Origin of the sequence: Pseudomonas sp. PDM20 (assembly GCF_014852575.3) — a bacterium.
In the GTDB taxonomy this organism is placed as follows: domain Bacteria; phylum Pseudomonadota; class Gammaproteobacteria; order Pseudomonadales; family Pseudomonadaceae; genus Pseudomonas.
Genome location: NZ_CM181224.1, coordinates 5,510,193 through 5,528,719 on the forward strand (window position 1 = coordinate 5,510,193; position 18,527 = coordinate 5,528,719).

The window sequence follows — 18,527 nt, forward strand, 5'->3', positions numbered from 1 at the left end:
TTTATTTTTCGAAAATTTCTTTTCTACTCAATCGCCTGGCTTCGGGGAGCCTAAGCTCTCGTCAGCAGCAAGCACAAACTATGTGCTTACACTAATAGGCAAAGCCCCGGACAGCGAAGCTGACCGGGGCTTTGGGATAGGAGCTTGACGATGACCTACTCTCACATGGAGAAACTCCACACTACCATCGGCGATGCGTCGTTTCACTACTGAGTTCGGGATGGGATCAGGTGGTTCCAACGCTCTATGGTCGTCAAGCAATTCTTTATGGACGCTCGTGGCAAGTGCACACGCTCATCCAGATTCGGGTATGTGACAGGTAATTTGCGGTTCACACGAACTTTCGGTTCGTTACGTCTTCACCGTACAACACGCAAATTGTTTGGGTGTTATATGGTCAAGCCTCACGGGCAATTAGTATCGGTTAGCTCAACGCCTCACAGCGCTTACACACCCGACCTATCAACGTCGTAGTCTTCGACGGCCCTTTAGGGGAATCAAGTTCCCAGTGAGATCTCATCTTGAGGCTAGTTTCCCGCTTAGATGCTTTCAGCGGTTATCTATTCCGAACATAGCTACCCGGCAATGCCACTGGCGTGACAACCGGAACACCAGAGGTTCGTCCACTCCGGTCCTCTCGTACTAGGAGCAGCCCCTCTCAAATCTCAAACGTCCACGGCAGATAGGGACCGAACTGTCTCACGACGTTCTAAACCCAGCTCGCGTACCACTTTAAATGGCGAACAGCCATACCCTTGGGACCGGCTTCAGCCCCAGGATGTGATGAGCCGACATCGAGGTGCCAAACACCGCCGTCGATATGAACTCTTGGGCGGTATCAGCCTGTTATCCCCGGAGTACCTTTTATCCGTTGAGCGATGGCCCTTCCATACAGAACCACCGGATCACTAAGACCTACTTTCGTACCTGCTCGACGTGTCTGTCTCGCAGTCAAGCGCGCTTTTGCCTTTATACTCTACGACCGATTTCCGACCGGTCTGAGCGCACCTTCGTACTCCTCCGTTACTCTTTAGGAGGAGACCGCCCCAGTCAAACTGCCCACCATACACTGTCCTCGATCCGGATAACGGACCAGAGTTAGAACCTCAAGCATGCCAGGGTGGTATTTCAAGGATGGCTCCACGCAGACTGGCGTCCACGCTTCAAAGCCTCCCACCTATCCTACACAAGCAGGCTCAAAGTCCAGTGCAAAGCTACAGTAAAGGTTCACGGGGTCTTTCCGTCTAGCCGCGGATACACTGCATCTTCACAGCGATTTCAATTTCACTGAGTCTCGGGTGGAGACAGCGCCGCCATCGTTACGCCATTCGTGCAGGTCGGAACTTACCCGACAAGGAATTTCGCTACCTTAGGACCGTTATAGTTACGGCCGCCGTTTACCGGGGCTTCGATCAAGAGCTTCGCTTTCGCTAACCCCATCAATTAACCTTCCGGCACCGGGCAGGCGTCACACCCTATACGTCCACTTTCGTGTTTGCAGAGTGCTGTGTTTTTAATAAACAGTCGCAGCGGCCTGGTATCTTCGACCGGCATGGGCTTACGGAGTAAATCCTTAACCCTCGCCGGCGCACCTTCTCCCGAAGTTACGGTGCCATTTTGCCTAGTTCCTTCACCCGAGTTCTCTCAAGCGCCTTGGTATTCTCTACCCAACCACCTGTGTCGGTTTGGGGTACGGTTCCTAGTTACCTGAAGCTTAGAAGCTTTTCCTGGAAGCATGGCATCAACCACTTCATCATCTAAAAGATGACTCGTCATCAGCTCTCGGCATTAAGACCCCGGATTTACCTAAGATCTCTGCCTACCACCTTAAACTTGGACAACCAACGCCAAGCTGGCCTAGCCTTCTCCGTCCCTCCATCGCAGTAACTAGAAGTACAGGAATATTAACCTGTTTCCCATCGACTACGCTCTTCAGCCTCGCCTTAGGGACCGACTAACCCTGCGTCGATTAACGTTGCGCAGGAACCCTTGGTCTTTCGGCGTGGGAGTTTTTCACTCCCATTGTCGTTACTCATGTCAGCATTCGCACTTCTGATACCTCCAGCAAGCTTCTCAACTCACCTTCACAGGCTTACAGAACGCTCCTCTACCGCGCATCTTGCGATGCACCCGTAGCTTCGGTGTATGGTTTGAGCCCCGTTACATCTTCCGCGCAGGCCGACTCGACTAGTGAGCTATTACGCTTTCTTTAAAGGGTGGCTGCTTCTAAGCCAACCTCCTAGCTGTCTAAGCCTTCCCACATCGTTTACCACTTAACCATAACTTTGGGACCTTAGCTGACGGTCTGGGTTGTTTCCCTTTTCACGACGGACGTTAGCACCCGCCGTGTGTCTCCCACGCTGACACTTCCAGGTATTCGGAGTTTGCATCGGTTTGGTAAGTCGGGATGACCCCCTAGCCGAAACAGTGCTCTACCCCCTGGAGTGATACGTGAGGCGCTACCTAAATAGCTTTCGAGGAGAACCAGCTATCTCCGAGCTTGATTAGCCTTTCACTCCGATCCACAAGTCATCCCCTACCTTTTCAACGGGAGTGGGTTCGGTCCTCCAGTCAGTGTTACCTAACCTTCAACCTGCTCATGGATAGATCGCCCGGTTTCGGGTCTATACCCAGCGACTAAAACGCCCTATTAAGACTCGCTTTCGCTACGCCTTCCCTATACGGTTAAGCTCGCCACTGAATATAAGTCGCTGACCCATTATACAAAAGGTACGCAGTCACCTAACAAAGTAGGCTCCCACTGCTTGTACGCATACGGTTTCAGGTTCTATTTCACTCCCCTCTCCGGGGTTCTTTTCGCCTTTCCCTCACGGTACTGGTTCACTATCGGTCAGTCAGTAGTATTTAGCCTTGGAGGATGGTCCCCCCATATTCAGACAAAGTTTCTCGTGCTCCGTCCTACTCGATTTCACTTCAAAGAACCTTTCACATACGGGGCTATCACCCACTATGGCCGCACTTTCCAGAGCGTTCTGTTAGATTCAAAGAAGCTTAAGGGCTAATCCCCGTTCGCTCGCCACTACTAAGGGAATCTCGGTTGATTTCTTTTCCTCAGGGTACTTAGATGTTTCAGTTCCCCTGGTTCGCCTCTTACACCTATGTATTCAGTGCAAGATACCCAGCTTATGCTAGGTGGGTTTCCCCATTCAGAGATCTCCGGATCAAAGTCTGTTTGCCGACTCCCCGAAGCTTATCGCAGGCTACCACGTCTTTCATCGCCTCTGACTGCCAAGGCATCCACCGTATGCGCTTCTTCACTTGACCATATAACCCCAAGCAATCTGGTTATTGTCTCGAACGTGAAGACGACATTCGCCGAAAATTCGCGCTTGAACTCGCAAATTTTACCTTGACTTGAATAATCACCAGTGAAAGAGATTATTCAGTCTACTTCTATCACATACCCAAATTTTTAAAGAACGGTTCTGGCACAAAGACCAGACATCAATGTTCGTTCAACCTGAACATTCATGTCTGAGCTTTCGACGATTAATGGTGGAGCCAAGGAGGATCGAACTCCTGACCTCCTGCGTGCAAAGCAGGCGCTCTCCCAGCTGAGCTATGGCCCCATCGGATCAGCAGCACACCACAACAATTGGTGGGTCTGGGCAGATTCGAACTGCCGACCTCACCCTTATCAGGGGTGCGCTCTAACCAACTGAGCTACAGACCCAATCGTTCGGGCTTTGGCAGCTTGTCGACCTCACCCGCTCTCTATCCAAGAGCCGGGGGCGCGCTCAAACCAACCGAGCAGCAAACCTATCGTCTAACCAGTGAATCAAGCAATTCGTGTGGGAGCTTATGAAGAAGCTGAGATCTTCGATTAAGGAGGTGATCCAGCCGCAGGTTCCCCTACGGCTACCTTGTTACGACTTCACCCCAGTCATGAATCACTCCGTGGTAACCGTCCCCCTTGCGGTTAGACTAGCTACTTCTGGAGCAACCCACTCCCATGGTGTGACGGGCGGTGTGTACAAGGCCCGGGAACGTATTCACCGTGACATTCTGATTCACGATTACTAGCGATTCCGACTTCACGCAGTCGAGTTGCAGACTGCGATCCGGACTACGATCGGTTTTATGGGATTAGCTCCACCTCGCGGCTTGGCAACCCTCTGTACCGACCATTGTAGCACGTGTGTAGCCCTGGCCGTAAGGGCCATGATGACTTGACGTCATCCCCACCTTCCTCCGGTTTGTCACCGGCAGTCTCCTTAGAGTGCCCACCATAACGTGCTGGTAACTAAGGACAAGGGTTGCGCTCGTTACGGGACTTAACCCAACATCTCACGACACGAGCTGACGACAGCCATGCAGCACCTGTGTTCCGATTCCCGAAGGCACCCTCGCATCTCTGCAAGGTTCCGGACATGTCAAGGCCAGGTAAGGTTCTTCGCGTTGCTTCGAATTAAACCACATGCTCCACCGCTTGTGCGGGCCCCCGTCAATTCATTTGAGTTTTAACCTTGCGGCCGTACTCCCCAGGCGGTCGACTTATCGCGTTAGCTGCGCCACTAAGATCTCAAGGATCCCAACGGCTAGTCGACATCGTTTACGGCGTGGACTACCAGGGTATCTAATCCTGTTTGCTCCCCACGCTTTCGCACCTCAGTGTCAGTATCAGTCCAGGTGGTCGCCTTCGCCACTGGTGTTCCTTCCTATATCTACGCATTTCACCGCTACACAGGAAATTCCACCACCCTCTACCGTACTCTAGTCAGGCAGTTATGGATGCAGTTCCCAGGTTGAGCCCGGGGATTTCACATCCATCTTACCAAACCACCTACGCGCGCTTTACGCCCAGTAATTCCGATTAACGCTTGCACCCTTCGTATTACCGCGGCTGCTGGCACGAAGTTAGCCGGTGCTTATTCTGTTGGTAACGTCAAAACAGCAAGGTATTAACTTACTGCCCTTCCTCCCAACTTAAAGTGCTTTACAATCCGAAGACCTTCTTCACACACGCGGCATGGCTGGATCAGGCTTTCGCCCATTGTCCAATATTCCCCACTGCTGCCTCCCGTAGGAGTCTGGACCGTGTCTCAGTTCCAGTGTGACTGATCATCCTCTCAGACCAGTTACGGATCGTCGCCTTGGTAGGCCTTTACCCCACCAACTAGCTAATCCGACCTAGGCTCATCTGATAGCGCAAGGCCCGAAGGTCCCCTGCTTTCTCCCGTAGGACGTATGCGGTATTAGCGTTCCTTTCGAAACGTTGTCCCCCACTACCAGGCAGATTCCTAGGCATTACTCACCCGTCCGCCGCTGAATCCGGGAGCAAGCTCCCATCATCCGCTCGACTTGCATGTGTTAGGCCTGCCGCCAGCGTTCAATCTGAGCCATGATCAAACTCTTCAGTTCAATACTGCTTGGGTTTTGAGAAAACCCTAAACTTGGCTCAGCAATCGCATGCTCTATTTAAAGAGCTAAAACTCTCGAATTCACGAGTGTTACTTGCGTTGCTGATAATCAGTCGATCATCAGTCTTACATCACAAGCACCCACACGAATTGCTTGATTCAACTTGTTAAAGAGCGTTTGGCTGAGGCTTTCGTCTCAACCGAGGCGCGCATTCTACGCTAACCTCATCTTCCGTCAAGCTTTATTTTTCGAAAATTTCTTTTCTACTCAATCGCTTGTGCTTCAGCGAAGGAAACCTTCTCATCAGCGGGAGGCGCATTCTACAGCGATCAAACTCGCTGTCAACCACCTCGGCGATCTTCTTTTCAGCTCGCTGCCGGAGCAGCTAATGAAGAGTGGCAAGTGAATCACCTGCCTGACCACCACCCCCATCTTCGAATCTCTGTAAGTACTTGATTTTCAAGTTCTTTCAGCGCTTCGTCGCTGGGAGTGGTGCGCATTATAGGGAGTTTAAATCGGCCGTCAACGACTAATTTAAACTTTCTTCAGTTAGCCGCCAGGCGGCCCCGCAGCAACGGTAGACGCCGGGCCACTGGCGGCATCCGCAAGAGCAGCAGGACCAAGCCTATGGCTGCATAGATCGCCCAGCGCTCCAGATCGGAGCGTACGACCCACAGCATATGCAGTAATCCCAGACCGAGGATGACATATATCAGGCGATGCAGTTTCTTCCAGCCCACCCCCAGCCTCCGCATGCTGTAGCGGTTGGAAGTGATCGCCAGGGAGAGCAAGCCGAGGAAGGCAACGACCCCGACGATGATATAGGGACGTTTGCGCAGTTCGACGCCCAACTGCGCCCAGTCCAGCCCCAGAATGAAGACGGCATAGGCGCCCAGGTGCAGCACTATATAGGTGAAGCACCACAGCCCCAGTTGTCGACGGACCTGCACCCAGCCTCCCCAGCGGGTGATCTTCTGCAGGGGAGTCATGGTCAGAGTTATGAGCAATAGGATCAGACCGCCCTGCCCCAGCCGGTCTACCAATGCCTTGCCCGGGTCCGGGCCAAGATCGAAGATCCACGCCTGGTACAGCCAATAAAGCGGCGGCAGCATCGCAGCCAGAAACACCCCGGCCCGCCAGAACGGATAGCGCATCAGTAATCCTTCCTCAGGTCCATGCCTGCATAAAGCGAAGCGACCTCATCGGCGTAGCCGTTGAACATGAGGGTAGGACGAACATTGGGGCTGAATAGTCCACTGGGCAGGCGCCGCTCGCGCGCCTGACTCCAGCGAGGATGGTCCACGGTCGGATTGACGTTGGCATAGAAACCGTACTCATCAGCCGCCAGGCTTTGCCAGGTGGTCTTGGGCTGCTCTTCCACGAAGCTGATCCGCACGATGGACTTGGCCCCCTTGAACCCGTACTTCCACGGCACCACCAGGCGAAGCGGCGCTCCGTTCTGGTTCGCCAACACCCGGCCATACATGCCGACTGCCAATATCGCCAACGGATGCATGGCTTCGTCCATACGCAACCCTTCCACATAGGGCCAGTCGATCAGGGCGAAGTTGGACTGCACACCCGGCATGTCCTTGCGATCCACCAGCGTTTCGAAGCGTACGTATTTCGCCTTGCTGGTCGGCTCCACTCGCTTGATCAGGTCGGATATCGGGAAGCCAATCCAGGGAATGACCATTGACCAGGCTTCGACACAGCGCAGCCGGTAGATTCGCTCCTCCAACTGATAGGGCTTGATGAAGTCTTCGAGCCCATACTTGCCCGGCTTGCCCACCTCCCCATCAATCACCACTGACCACGGCTCGGTCTTCAGCGCGCCGGCATTGGCGGCAGGATCGCCCTTGTCGGGACCGAACTCGTAGAAGTTGTTGTAGGTGGTCGCGTCCTTGAATGGCGTGATGGCTTCATCTTTCACCGTCACGGCATCCCAGCGGGTAGCCGACAGCTTCTCCGCCAACCAGGAAGGAGCAGCCGCTTCAGCCACATCGGCATAGCGACCGCCATCGGCAAGGCTCAGACGGGGCAGTCCGGACAGTGCGGCAGCCGCCATCGCACCACCGAGAAAGTGACGACGGGAAAGATAGAGGGATTCAGGAGTGACTTCCGATTCGTGGCAATCGGAAAGACGGGACGACTTGATCAGCATGACGGGCTCCGCAACGACTGGCTGTATGCGCCAGTAGACTGCGGAGCCCGCTGGAAATTACACGGCAGGCGGCTGCTTGCGACGGCGCAATTGCAACAAGTATTGCACCGGGCCGGAGGTGGCGTAAGCAAGGAACAGCAGGAGCAGGATGCGCGGCGGGTCGGTGAAGACCACGGCGAATGCCAGCACCACCACCAGGATCGCCATGAACGGCACGCGGCCACGCAGGTCGAGGTCCTTGAAGCTGTAGTACTTGATGTTGCTGACCATCAGCATGCCGGCGGCAGCGACCATCAGGGCAACCAGCAGGGAAACCTTGGCACCCTGCACGTCGAAGTCGGCGAACGCCCACACCGTACCGGCAACCAGCGCCGCGGCAGCCGGGCTGGCCAGACCGATGAAGTAGCGCTTGTCGGCCTTGCCCACCTGAGTGTTGAAGCGTGCCAGGCGCAGCGCCGCACCCGCGACATAGATGAAGGCAACCATCCAGCCGACCTTGCCCAGGCTGCTCAGCGCCCACTCGAAAGCGACCAGTGCCGGCGCGACACCAAAGGCGACCATGTCGGACAGCGAGTCGTACTCGGCGCCGAAGGCACTCTGGGTATTGGTCAGGCGGGCCACGCGACCGTCGAGGCCGTCAAGGACCATGGCGACGAAGATGGCGATGGCGGCATTGGAGAAGTCGCCGTTCATGGCATTGATGATGGCGTAGAGGCCGGTGAACAGTGCCGCGGTGGTGAACAGGTTGGGCAGCAGGTAGATGCCGCGATGACGAACCTTGCGACCTTCGGCGTCATGCCCCTCTTCGATGTGTTCATCGATGGGCAGCAGACTTTCTTCGGTGTCGGAAGCCTTGTTCGGCTCCTCGTGACCTTCACTCATGGACGATTCCTTGAGAACTCGTTGAGGCTGAGATTCGCCGGGGCACGCTACCGCGCAGACTCACCCGACGCCCCGCTTTATACCAGATCACCGCCCTTAAACGAAAAAACGCGGCAAGCGCCGCGTTTCTTCGTTCGTCGAATGGACCTTAGTTCTTGGTCTTGTCGACGATCTTGTTGGCAGCGATCCACGGCATCATGGCGCGCAGCTGCTCGCCGATGACTTCGATGCCGTGAGCGGCGTTGTTACGGCGCTTGGCGGTCATCGACGGGTAGTTGGTGGCGCCTTCGGAGATGAACATCTTGGCGTATTCGCCGTCCTGGATGCGCTTCAGAGCGTTGCGCATGGCCTGGCGGGATTCGGCGTTGATGACTTCCGGACCGGTCACGTACTCGCCGTATTCGGCGTTGTTCGAGATCGAGTAGTTCATGTTGGCGATGCCGCCTTCGTACATGAGGTCAACGATCAGCTTCAGTTCGTGCAGGCACTCGAAGTAGGCCATTTCCGGAGCGTAACCAGCTTCGACCAGGGTTTCGAAACCGGCTTTCACCAGCTCGACGCAACCGCCGCACAGAACAGCCTGCTCGCCGAACAGGTCGGTTTCGGTCTCGTCCTTGAAGGTGGTTTCGATGATGCCGGTACGGCCGCCGCCGACGCCGCAGGCGTAGGACAGAGCGACGTTCTTGGCATTGCCCGAAGCGTCCTGGTAGATGGCGATCAGGTCAGGGATGCCGCCGCCCTTGACGAACTCGGAGCGCACGGTGTGGCCCGGGGCTTTCGGCGCGATCATGATCACGTCGAGGTCAGCGCGCGGTACAACCTGGTTGTAGTGGATGGAGAAGCCGTGAGCGAAGGCCAGGGTAGCGCCCTTCTTCAGGTTCGGCTCGATCTCGTCCTTGTACAGGCGGCCCTGGAACTCGTCCGGAGTCAGGATCATGACCAGGTCGGCAGCGGCAACGGCTTCGGCCACTTCGGCGACTTTCAGGCCATGGTTCTGGGCCTTGGCAACGGAGGAAGAACCCGCACGCAGGCCGACGGTGACGTCGACGCCGGAGTCTTTCAGGTTGCAGGCGTGGGCGTGGCCTTGGGATCCGTAACCGATGATGGCAACTTTCTTGCCCTGAACGATGGAGAGGTCACAGTCTTTATCGTAGAAAACGCGCATTTGGGTAATCCCCTGTCAGTTGGCCTCGTGGGCCGTATTTCAAATCAGATGCTGAGAGTCTTGTCGCCACGGGCAATGCCGGTGACGCCACTGCGGACAACTTCGAGGATCGACGCGGTGCCGACTGCCTGGATGAAGCTGTCCAGCTTGTCGCTGGTACCGGCCAGCTGCACGGTGTAGACGCTGCTGGTGACGTCGACGATCTGGCCGCGGAAAATGTCGGTGGTGCGCTTGACCTCGGCGCGCTGGGCGCCGGTGGCCTTCACTTTCACCAGCATCAGCTCGCGCTCGATGTGCGCGCTCTCCGAGAGGTTCACCAGTTTTACCACCTCGATGAGCTTGTTGAGGTTCTTGGTGATCTGCTCGATGACCTCATCCTGACCGGCGGTGGTCAGGGTCAGGCGCGACAGCGTCGGGTCCTCGGTCGGGGCGACGGTCAGGCTTTCGATGTTGTAGTTGCGCTGGGAGAAGAGGCCAACCACGCGGGAGAGCGCGCCGGGTTCGTTTTCCAGCAGCAGGGAAATGATGTGTCGCATGATCAGGTACGCTCCGTCTTGCTCAGCCACATGTCGCGCATCGCACCACCGCGGATCTGCATCGGGTAGACGTGCTCGCTGGTATCGACCTGAATGTCGAGGAAGACCAGGCGATTCTTCATCGCGAAGGCTTCTTCCATCATCGGTTTCAGGTCCTTCAGGTCGGTGATGCGCATGCCGACGTGGCCATACGCTTCAGCCAGCTTGACGAAGTCCGGCAGCGATTCCATGTAGGAGTGCGAATAACGGCTGTTGTACTGCATGTCCTGCCATTGGCGGACCATGCCCAGCGCACCGTTGTTCAGGTTGACGATCTTCACCGGCAGGTCGTACTGCAGGCAGGTGGACAGCTCCTGGATGTTCATCTGGATGCTGCCCTCACCGGTCACGCAGGCGACGTCGGCTTCGGGGAAGTTCAGCTTCACGCCCATGGCGGCCGGGAAGCCGAAGCCCATGGTGCCCAGGCCACCGGAGTTGATCCAGCGATTGGGTTTGTTGAAGCGGTAGTACTGCGCCGCGAACATCTGGTGCTGGCCCACGTCGGAAGCGACGAAGGCATCACCGTTGGTGACTTCGCAGAGGGTCTCGATCACGGTCTGCGGCTTGATGATGCTGCCGTCGCCCATGTTGTACGGGAACAGGCCGCGGGTGCCGCGCCATTCCTCGATCTGCTTCCACCAGGCAGCCTGGGCTTCCTTGTTCGGGGTCTCGCCGATTTCCTTGAGGATCGCGACCATTTCGGTCAGGACGCTGTCCACCGGGCCGACGATCGGGATGTCGGCCTTGACCGTCTTGGAGATCGAGGCCGGGTCGATGTCGACGTGGATGATCTTGGCGTTCGGGCAGAACTTGGCAGCGGTCTCGCCGTTGATCACGCGGTCGTCGAAGCGTGCGCCGACAGCGAAGATCACGTCAGCGTGGTGCATCGCGAGGTTCGCGGTGTAGCTGCCGTGCATGCCGAGCATGCCGACGAACTGGCGATCGGTACCCGGATAGCCACCCAGACCCATCAGGGTGTTGGTGACCGGCACATTGAGCATGCGCGCAACTTCGGTCAGCGGCTCGGCGGCATTGCCCATGATCACGCCACCACCGGCGTAGATGATCGGGCGCTTGGCAGCCAGCATCATCTCGGCAGCCTTGCGGATCTGGCCGGAGTGGCCACGGACTGCCGGGCTGTAGGAGCGCAGCTTGACCTTCTTCGGGTAGTTGTATTCGAACTTCTGGGTCGGATCGCCCATGTCCTTCGGAATATCGATCACCACCGGGCCGGGACGGCCGGACTGGGCGATATAGAAGGCCTTCTTGATGACCTCGGGGATTTCCGACGGGTGCTTGATGATGAAGCTGTGCTTCACGATCGGGCGGGAGATACCGACCATGTCGGTTTCCTGGAACGCGTCGGTACCGACCATGTTGCTCGCCACCTGGCCGGAGATCACCACCATCGGGATGGAGTCCATGTAGGCGGTAGCGATGCCGGTGACGGCGTTGGTCGCGCCGGGACCGGAGGTCACCAGCACCACGCCCGGCTTGCCGGTGGCGCGCGCATAGCCGTCGGCCATGTGGGTAGCGGCCTGCTCGTGGCGAACCAGGATGTGGGTTACTTCGTTCTCTTTGAAGAGAGCGTCGTAGATATGCAGGAGGGCACCGCCCGGGTACCCGTAGATGTACTTAACGCCTTCGTCACGCAGGGAGCGGACGACCATTTCAGCGCCGGATAAAAGTTCCACGTTGTCACCTCTAGAACGCTATATACGGAAACCCCCAACGTGGGGGACCGACTTGGATGGCTGCCCGGCAGACATGGGCGAATGTAATCGCCGGCTACGTCGACTGCCGATTGAGCAGAACCTGGAGACGCTCCTGTTTGTGTTACGGAGAGCCTCCACCCAGCGCGAGGTAACGCGAAACAGGGTGAAACTTTGCGGCGCGGGTAGCACCTCTTGTCTGCCGAGTAAAACCAGCTTGCGGCCGGCCCACTGCAGCGAACCTTGGATTCTTCTGAAACGAAGCGGCCAAGTCAAGCCATATATGGCTTTGAATGAAGCGGGGATGTGAACTTTCTCAGAGTGAATAAGCGCACGATTTGGTTATAGTTACCGACAGACTCCGCATCCCAAGGATCGACAAAGCATGCGACGGACGATTTTCCTGGGCAGCCTGCTGCTCGCACTGGCCCCGACCGTGATGGCCGCGCAGGTCTACAAGTGGGTCGATGCCCAGGGCATCACCCATTTCGGCGCTCAGCCGCCGGAAGGCACCGATGCCGCCACGGTGAACACCAATACGGCGCCGCCCAAGGCCAGCAGCAATTTCCCGCCGCCTGCCGCCGCCAAGCCGGTGCTGCCGCCCAGCGCAGACGAAAAGCAGAAGGCCGCCGACGAGAAGGTGCGTCAGGAAGTGGCGCAGCAGGAAGCCGAGCGAGTCCAGCAATGCGAGAGGCTGCGCGCCGATGTGGCCCAACTGAAGAACAACCCGCGCGTCCGCGTGGACGACGGCAATGGTGACCTGCGCCGGATCACCGAAGAGGAACGTCAGGGACGCATCGCGGCCAGCGAAAAGAGCATTCGCGAGAACTGCAACTGACGCCCGCTCAGGGCGTCGGGCTGATCAGCTGATCGAAGGCGCCGAGCGCATCCAGCAGCGCCGCAACGCGCGCGCCTTCATTGGCATAAGCCATTTCCGCGATGGCGCGGATGCCAGAAGCACTGGGCAGATCCGCGCCGCTCTCGATGATCAGTTTCATCCGCGGCAGGAAAATCCACTGCAGCCACTCCTCCAGCGCCAATGTGTCCACGCAGAAGGGCTCGATGCTGGTAAGCCTGTCCGTCGACGGGCTCTCGACTCCCCACATCCCGATCGCACGCAGCTCCCGCTCGATCAGCAGCAACTGATCGGCAACGGCCAGCACGCGGGCGTCCATTACAGGGTCACCTTGGCTTTCTGACGCGCTTCGGCAGCGCCGGCAGCGTTGCCCTGCTGGTCACGGCACTTGGCGATCAAATCCCACAGGCTGGCCTGCATGGTCGGGCGACCATTGGCCAGCGACAGGCCGCGCAACGCGACCTGTTCAGCTTGCGCGGCATCGCCCTGGGCCAGGCGAACCTGGGCCAGCTTGTAGAGCACCTGCGGCTCGCGCGGCGCGATGCGCTGGGCACGCTCCAGGCTCGCGGCAGCGCCGTTCAGATCACCACCACCCTGCTGCTGCGAAGCGGAGGTCAGCAGCGCCAGCACCGGACCATCCAGTTGCTCGTCCGCCGACAGGCCGGAGTTGCTCCGCGGAATCCCCGACGGACCCTGGTAGGTGCTGCCCTGGCTCGACGGCGCGGCCTGCTGGGTCTGGTACGCCGGCTGCTGGTAGGTCTGCGACTGGAAACCACCATTGGAGGTGATACCACCACTGGTGGAAATCGGCTGCTGCGAAGAATAGGTCGAGCCGGCAGCACCCGGAGACGTGGTCATCGGCGCGGTGCTGATCGGCGCGGCGCCGGTCTGTGCCGGGAAGGTCTGGATCGGCGCCATGCCGGCATCCTGCGGGACCATCACGGTAACGCCGGAGTCACCCTGCGGGATGCTCTGACCGGCACCAGCGCGCACCGGTGCCTGCTGGGTGTTGCCACCGCTGCGGCCGACGCGCTCCGAGTTGGAGACGGAGGTACCGGAGTCCTGCACGGGAATTGCGCCGTGCTGCGGGGACGCACAACCGGACAGAAGCGCCAGAGTCGCCGACGCTGCAAACCAAGCTTTTCTCACTTCCAATCCTCTTGCATCAGTTCAACCAGCCGCGCACCCAGTCCATGACTTCGCCGGCCGGCGTCTGGTTTCCGCAACCTGCGCCCAGCGCAGGCTCGCTTCCTCGAATATAAGGCATCTGTACTGCACCGGGGCAGTTGGCGTCAGTGCCCTGCCCGGTATGCGGATCGACCCAGGCCTGCACCACATTGTCCGGCATCGGCATGTCCAGCGGCGCCGGATTGGCCTTGCGCATGAAGCTGGTCCAGATCTGCAACGCACCGGTGGCACCGGTGAGCGGCGTCTTGCCGTTGTCATCGCGACCGATCCACACCACCGCCAGCAGATCCTGACCGAAGCCGGAGAACCAGCTATCGCGGGAGTCGTTGGTGGTGCCGGTCTTGCCCGCCAGGGTCAGGGACGCCGGCAGCTGGTTGTAGACGGAGCGGCCGGTGCCCTCGCGCATCACGCGCTGCATGGCGCTCTGCAGCAGGTAGATGGCGCCCGGATCGAAGCGCTGCTGGACCTGGAACGGATAACGCTTGAGCGGCTGCCCGTCGGCCGCCAGCACGCTGCGAATACTGCGCAGCGGCGTGTTGAAGCCGCCGCTGGCGATGGTCTGGTACATGGTCGCCACCTGCATCGGGCTCAGCGCACCGGCGCCCAGCAGCATCGACGGATAGGCCGGCCAGTTCGGCGAAACGCCCAGGCGCTCCAGCGTCTTCAGAACGTTCGGCACGCCCAGGTCAAGACCCAGCCTGGCGGTGGACAGGTTCAGCGAACGAGCCAGCCCCTGGTAGAGGAAAATCGTGCCGTTGGCGGTGCCTTCATAGTTCTTCGGCGTCCAGACCTGGCCATCCTTGCCCTTCACCTGGAACGGCTGGTCCTGGATGTAGCTGGTCAGGGTGTACTGGCTCGGCTTTTCCAGCGCGGTCAGATAGACCGCCGGCTTGACCAGCGAACCGATCGGCCGCACCGCATCGACGGCGCGGTTGAAGCCGGCGAAGCGCGGGTCACGGCTGCCGAGCAACGCCTGGATCTCACCGGTTTCCGGGTTGGTCACGACCATCGCGGTTTCAGTTTCGGCAACGCCCTTGCGGCCTTCGAGACGCTTGAAGGTTTCGCTGACGGCGGACTCGGCCTTCATCTGCAGGATGGGGTCGAAGCTGGTGAAGATGCGCAGACCTTCTTCGGTGAGGTCCTCGTCGCGGTAGTCCTCGCGCAGCTGGCGTTTCACCAGGTCAAGGAACGCCGGATAAGAGCTGTTGGCCATGCTGCCCTGGCGAGTCACGCCCAGCGGCGTCTGCTTGGCGGCAGCGGCTTCGTCGGCAGTGATCACACCCTGCTCGGCGAGCACGTCGAGCACCACGTTGCGGCGCTCCAGCGCACGCTCGGGGTTGCGGCGCGGGTTGTAATAGGAGGGCCCTTTCACCATGCCGACCAGCAGAGCCACCTGCGGCAGCTTGAGCTCCGACAGCGGCTGGCTGAAGAAGTACTGGCTGGCGAGGCCGAAGCCGTTCACCGAGCGCTGGCCGTCCTGACCGAGGAATACCTCGTTGAGGTAGCCTTCGAGGATTTCACGCTTGTCGTAATGCAACTCAAGCAGCACCGCCATCATGGCTTCGGTGAGCTTGCGCGACAGGCTGCGTTCGTTGGTCAGGAAGAAGTTCTTCACCAACTGCTGAGTCAGCGTACTGCCACCCTGGCGCAACTGGCCGGCGCTGGCGTTAACCCAGACGGCGCGGGCGATGGACTTGATCGAAACCCCGTGGTGGGTCCAGAAGTCACGGTCTTCCACGGCGACCAGGGTATCGATCAGGTACGGCGGCACCTGGTCGAGCTTGATCAGGATGCGGTCTTCATTGTGCGCCGGGTACAGGCCGCCGATCAGCAGCGGCTCCATTCGCGCGACAGCAAGGTCGCCACCGTTGGCGCGACTCAGGCCGGCCACATAGTCGCCGGAGAAGCGCACGCGAATGCGCTGCGCCGGCTCGGCACCTTCATAGAACTGGAAGCCGCGTGTGTTCAGGTCGACGGCATTGCCGGCCACCGACACCGCGCCCGGCCCTGCGACCGAAGTCTCGCGCCGATAGCCCAGGGCATCCAGCTCGCGCAGGAAGTCGTCCTTGCCCAGTTTCAGGCCGACGAACAGTTCCAGCGGCCGGGCATAGACCTTGGCGGGAATGGTCCAGCGTTTGCCGGAGAACTTCTCCTGGACAACCGCATCGAGGTACACGGCAAAACCGGCCAGCACCACCACGCCAACCAGACCGAGCTTGAGAGCCCAGCCCAGCCACTTGCGCATGGCAGGCGACGATTTGCCGCTTTTTTTACGAGGTTTGGAAGATCGGGGACGCGTCATGGCGGCGCATTATACGTACTTTATCCACAGGAGACAGACGCCGCTCCAGCGGGCGTCCGGGCTTGATGCGAACTGCCGCGCATCTCGCGTTTACGGCAGTCGCCGAGCTATGACCCCACGATGGCCATTTGGTTGCCGGTCGGCCGCAGAGTTTGCAGCTACCGACCCAGCCGCCATAATGCCTGCCTTCAGATATTCGACCGGAAAGGACATCACGTGAGCCAGACCTTACTCGCAGCCCTGCAGAACCCCACCCTCTTCCCTCATCCGGTCGACGGGTTCCGGGTCATCGAAACCCACATTTCCTGGGTGCTGCTCACTGGCTCCTATGTCTACAAGATCAAGAAACCGGTGAACTTCGGTTTCCTCGACTTCACCGACCTCGCCCAGCGCAAGCACTTCTGCGAGGAGGAACTGCGCCTGAACCAGCGCCTGACCGAAGGCCTGTACCTCGACGTGATTGCCATCACCGGCAGCGAGACCGCACCGCAGTTGAACGGTGAAGGCCCGGCCATCGAGTACATGCTCCAGTGCCGCGAATTCCCGCAAACCCAACTGCTCAGCGAAGTGCAGGCCCGCGGCGAACTGGGCGCAGAGCACATCGACGGCCTGGCCAGGCAGATCGCCGACTTCCACCTGCGCACCCCCATCGTGCCTACCGAGCACCCGCTGGGTACCCCGCAAGCCTGCATGGCGCCCGTGCGGCAGAACTTCGAGCAGATTCGCCCGATGCTCTCCGACAAGGTCGACCTGCAACAGCTCGACGCCCTGGAAGCCTGGGCAGAATCCAGCTTCGAACGCCTGCACAGCGTGTTCGAGCAGCGCAAGGCGAACGGCTTCATCCGCGAATGCCATGGCGACATTCACCTGGGTAACGCCGCGATCATCGACGGCAAGGCCGTGCTGTTCGACTGCATCGAGTTCAACGAGCCGTTCCGTTTCACCGACGTCACTGCCGACTACGCCTTCCTCGCCATGGACCTGGAAGACCGTGGCCTGAAATGCCTGTCGCGGCGCTTCGTCAGCCAGTACTTGGAATACACCGGCGACTACCAGTCCCTGGCCCTGCTGAACTTCTACAAGGCCTACCGCGCCCTGGTCCGCGCCAAGATCGCGCTGTTCAGCCTGGCGCACCAGACCGACGCCGTGCAGAAGGCCGCGACCCTGCGCCAGTACCGCAACTACGCCAACCTGGCGGAAAGCTACAGCGCCATCCCCTCGCGTTTCCTGGCCGTCACCGTCGGCGTTTCCGCGGTCGGCAAGAGCCAGGTTGCCCTGCGCCTGGTGGAAGCGCTGGGCGCCGTTCGCCTGCGCTCGGACGTGGAGCGCAAGCGCCTGTTCGGTGAACAGAAGACCGATCAGCAGGGCCAGCTCAAGAGCGGCATCTATGACGCCGACTCCACCGCCGCGACCTACCAGCGCCTCAACGAACTGGCCGTGGACATTCTCCGCGCCGGCTACCCGGTCGTGCTGGACGCCACCTTCCTCAAACGCGAGCAGCGCGCCGCCGCGTGGGAAATCGCCGAGGAAACCGGCGTGCCCTTCCTGATCCTCGACTGTCACGCACCGGAGGCCGTGATCGCCGGCTGGTTGGCCCAGCGCCAGAACGACGGCAACGATCCGTCCGACGCCACCCTGGAAGTCGTCCAGGCGCAACTGGCCAGCCGCGACGACCTCAGCGCCGAGGAGCAGCAGCACAGCAAGCGCGTCAACACCCCGGAAGCCGCCAGCCTCGACGCCCTGGTCGCCAGCATCCGCCAGCGCCTGCCCGGCCTCTGATCCACCGCCTGTCGGCCGGAGAACGCCCCGAGTGGCGTTCTCCGGCTAGCGGCGACGCCGCACGACCAGCCTTCGACGACGACAACGCCCTGCCCCGCATTCATGGCGATGTCACAAAGCCACGTTTTTCCCAGTCACCGCTACACTTCCTTCTGAGTGTCCGGCCGCTACGAGCAGTTCTCGGCCCCTTCAAGACCTGACACCCATCGCGCCCATCGCAAGGACAGACGATGAACGACGAACTGCTGCACCTGAAGAACCTAGGCAAGACCTCCGCCCAATGGCTGCATGCCGTGGGCATTCACAGCGCCAGCGACCTGCGCCGTCTGGGGGCGGTCGGCGCCTATCGGGCCGTGCGCGCAAGGGGCTTCCGCGCCTCGAAAGTGCTGCTCTATGCCATCGAGGGCGCCCTGCTGGATGTGCACTGGAATGACCTGCCACCCGCGCACAAGGCTGCTCTTCTTGGCGAGCTTGAGACATTTCCCGCACGTAACAAGAGCTAGCTCACAAGCTCTGTGTGAA

Annotated in this window: 12 protein-coding genes, 2 tRNA genes and 3 rRNA genes; 3 read left to right on the top strand and 14 right to left on the bottom strand. The window is 59.4% G+C overall.

Annotated features, from left to right (window positions below; all coding sequences use genetic code 11):
- Nucleotides 1–142: 142 nt before the first annotated feature.
- The 11 genes from rrf to IB261_RS25425 form a co-directional block, all read right to left on the bottom strand.
- Nucleotides 143–258 (bottom strand): 5S ribosomal RNA (gene rrf, locus IB261_RS25375).
- 135 nt (nucleotides 259–393) lie between these two features.
- Nucleotides 394–3,285 (bottom strand): 23S ribosomal RNA (locus tag IB261_RS25380).
- Nucleotides 3,286–3,514: 229 nt separating this feature from the next.
- A tRNA-Ala gene (locus IB261_RS25385) sits at nucleotides 3,515–3,590 on the bottom strand.
- Nucleotides 3,591–3,617: 27 nt separating this feature from the next.
- Nucleotides 3,618–3,694, bottom strand: a tRNA-Ile gene (locus IB261_RS25390).
- Between the two features lie 151 nt (nucleotides 3,695–3,845).
- Nucleotides 3,846–5,382, bottom strand: a 16S ribosomal RNA gene (locus IB261_RS25395).
- Together the 16S, 23S and 5S rRNA genes with 2 tRNA genes alongside form the textbook arrangement of a ribosomal RNA operon.
- 545 nt (nucleotides 5,383–5,927) lie before the next feature.
- The gene (msrQ, locus tag IB261_RS25400) at nucleotides 5,928–6,536 is read right to left on the bottom strand and encodes a protein-methionine-sulfoxide reductase heme-binding subunit MsrQ (RefSeq protein ID WP_192383839.1); all 609 of its coding nucleotides are present in this window, start codon (nucleotides 6,534–6,536) and stop codon (nucleotides 5,928–5,930) included.
- Entirely contained in the window at nucleotides 6,536–7,546 is a 1,011-nt protein-coding gene (gene msrP / locus IB261_RS25405; protein ID WP_151188348.1) for a protein-methionine-sulfoxide reductase catalytic subunit MsrP, read from the bottom strand. The genes msrQ and msrP overlap by 1 nt, the downstream gene beginning before the upstream one ends.
- Nucleotides 7,547–7,603: 57 nt before the next feature.
- A complete protein-coding gene (gene pssA / locus IB261_RS25410) occupies nucleotides 7,604–8,428 on the bottom strand; it encodes a CDP-diacylglycerol--serine O-phosphatidyltransferase (RefSeq protein WP_017516328.1) in 825 nt (274 codons plus the stop codon).
- Nucleotides 8,429–8,576: 148 nt separating this feature from the next.
- A complete protein-coding gene (gene ilvC / locus IB261_RS25415) occupies nucleotides 8,577–9,593 on the bottom strand; it encodes a ketol-acid reductoisomerase (RefSeq protein ID WP_017516327.1) in 1,017 nt (338 codons plus the stop codon).
- A 44-nt stretch (nucleotides 9,594–9,637) separates the two neighbouring features.
- Nucleotides 9,638–10,129: an acetolactate synthase small subunit gene (ilvN, locus tag IB261_RS25420; protein WP_081520739.1), complete on the bottom strand. Its 492-nt coding sequence runs from the start codon at nucleotides 10,127–10,129 to the stop codon at nucleotides 9,638–9,640.
- Nucleotides 10,130–10,131: 2 nt separating this feature from the next.
- The gene (locus IB261_RS25425; RefSeq protein WP_081520738.1) at nucleotides 10,132–11,862 is read right to left on the bottom strand and encodes an acetolactate synthase 3 large subunit; all 1,731 of its coding nucleotides are present in this window, start codon (nucleotides 11,860–11,862) and stop codon (nucleotides 10,132–10,134) included.
- A 403-nt stretch (nucleotides 11,863–12,265) separates the two neighbouring features.
- On the opposite strand from IB261_RS25425, the gene IB261_RS25430 reads away from it, so the two are divergent.
- Nucleotides 12,266–12,718, top strand: coding sequence for a DUF4124 domain-containing protein (locus tag IB261_RS25430; protein ID WP_081520737.1), 453 nt, complete (start codon nucleotides 12,266–12,268; stop codon nucleotides 12,716–12,718).
- Nucleotides 12,719–12,725: 7 nt separating this feature from the next.
- Here the strand turns inward: IB261_RS25430 and IB261_RS25435 are convergent, their stop codons facing one another.
- Genes IB261_RS25435 through mrcB form a run of 3 tightly spaced genes read right to left on the bottom strand, consistent with a single transcriptional unit; the run spans nucleotide 12,726 to nucleotide 16,226 of the window.
- A complete protein-coding gene (locus IB261_RS25435) occupies nucleotides 12,726–13,055 on the bottom strand; it encodes a YqcC family protein (RefSeq protein WP_192383838.1) in 330 nt (109 codons plus the stop codon).
- On the bottom strand, nucleotides 13,055–13,885 hold the full coding sequence (locus IB261_RS25440) for a tetratricopeptide repeat protein (protein WP_192383837.1): 831 nt from the start codon (nucleotides 13,883–13,885) through the stop codon (nucleotides 13,055–13,057). Before IB261_RS25440 ends, IB261_RS25435 begins: the two co-directional genes overlap by 1 nt.
- A gap of 16 nt (nucleotides 13,886–13,901) precedes the next feature.
- Entirely contained in the window at nucleotides 13,902–16,226 is a 2,325-nt protein-coding gene (gene mrcB / locus IB261_RS25445; protein ID WP_139791701.1) for a penicillin-binding protein 1B, read from the bottom strand.
- Between the two features lie 216 nt (nucleotides 16,227–16,442).
- On the opposite strand from mrcB, the gene IB261_RS25450 reads away from it, so the two are divergent.
- Both IB261_RS25450 and IB261_RS25455 read left to right on the top strand, forming a co-directional pair.
- Nucleotides 16,443–18,005: a bifunctional aminoglycoside phosphotransferase/ATP-binding protein gene (locus tag IB261_RS25450; RefSeq protein WP_192383836.1), complete on the top strand. Its 1,563-nt coding sequence runs from the start codon at nucleotides 16,443–16,445 to the stop codon at nucleotides 18,003–18,005.
- Nucleotides 18,006–18,235: 230 nt separating this feature from the next.
- Complete coding sequence (locus IB261_RS25455; protein WP_045216847.1) at nucleotides 18,236–18,508, top strand: TfoX/Sxy family protein; 273 nt, start codon at nucleotides 18,236–18,238, stop codon at nucleotides 18,506–18,508.
- Nucleotides 18,509–18,527 lie beyond the last annotated feature (19 nt).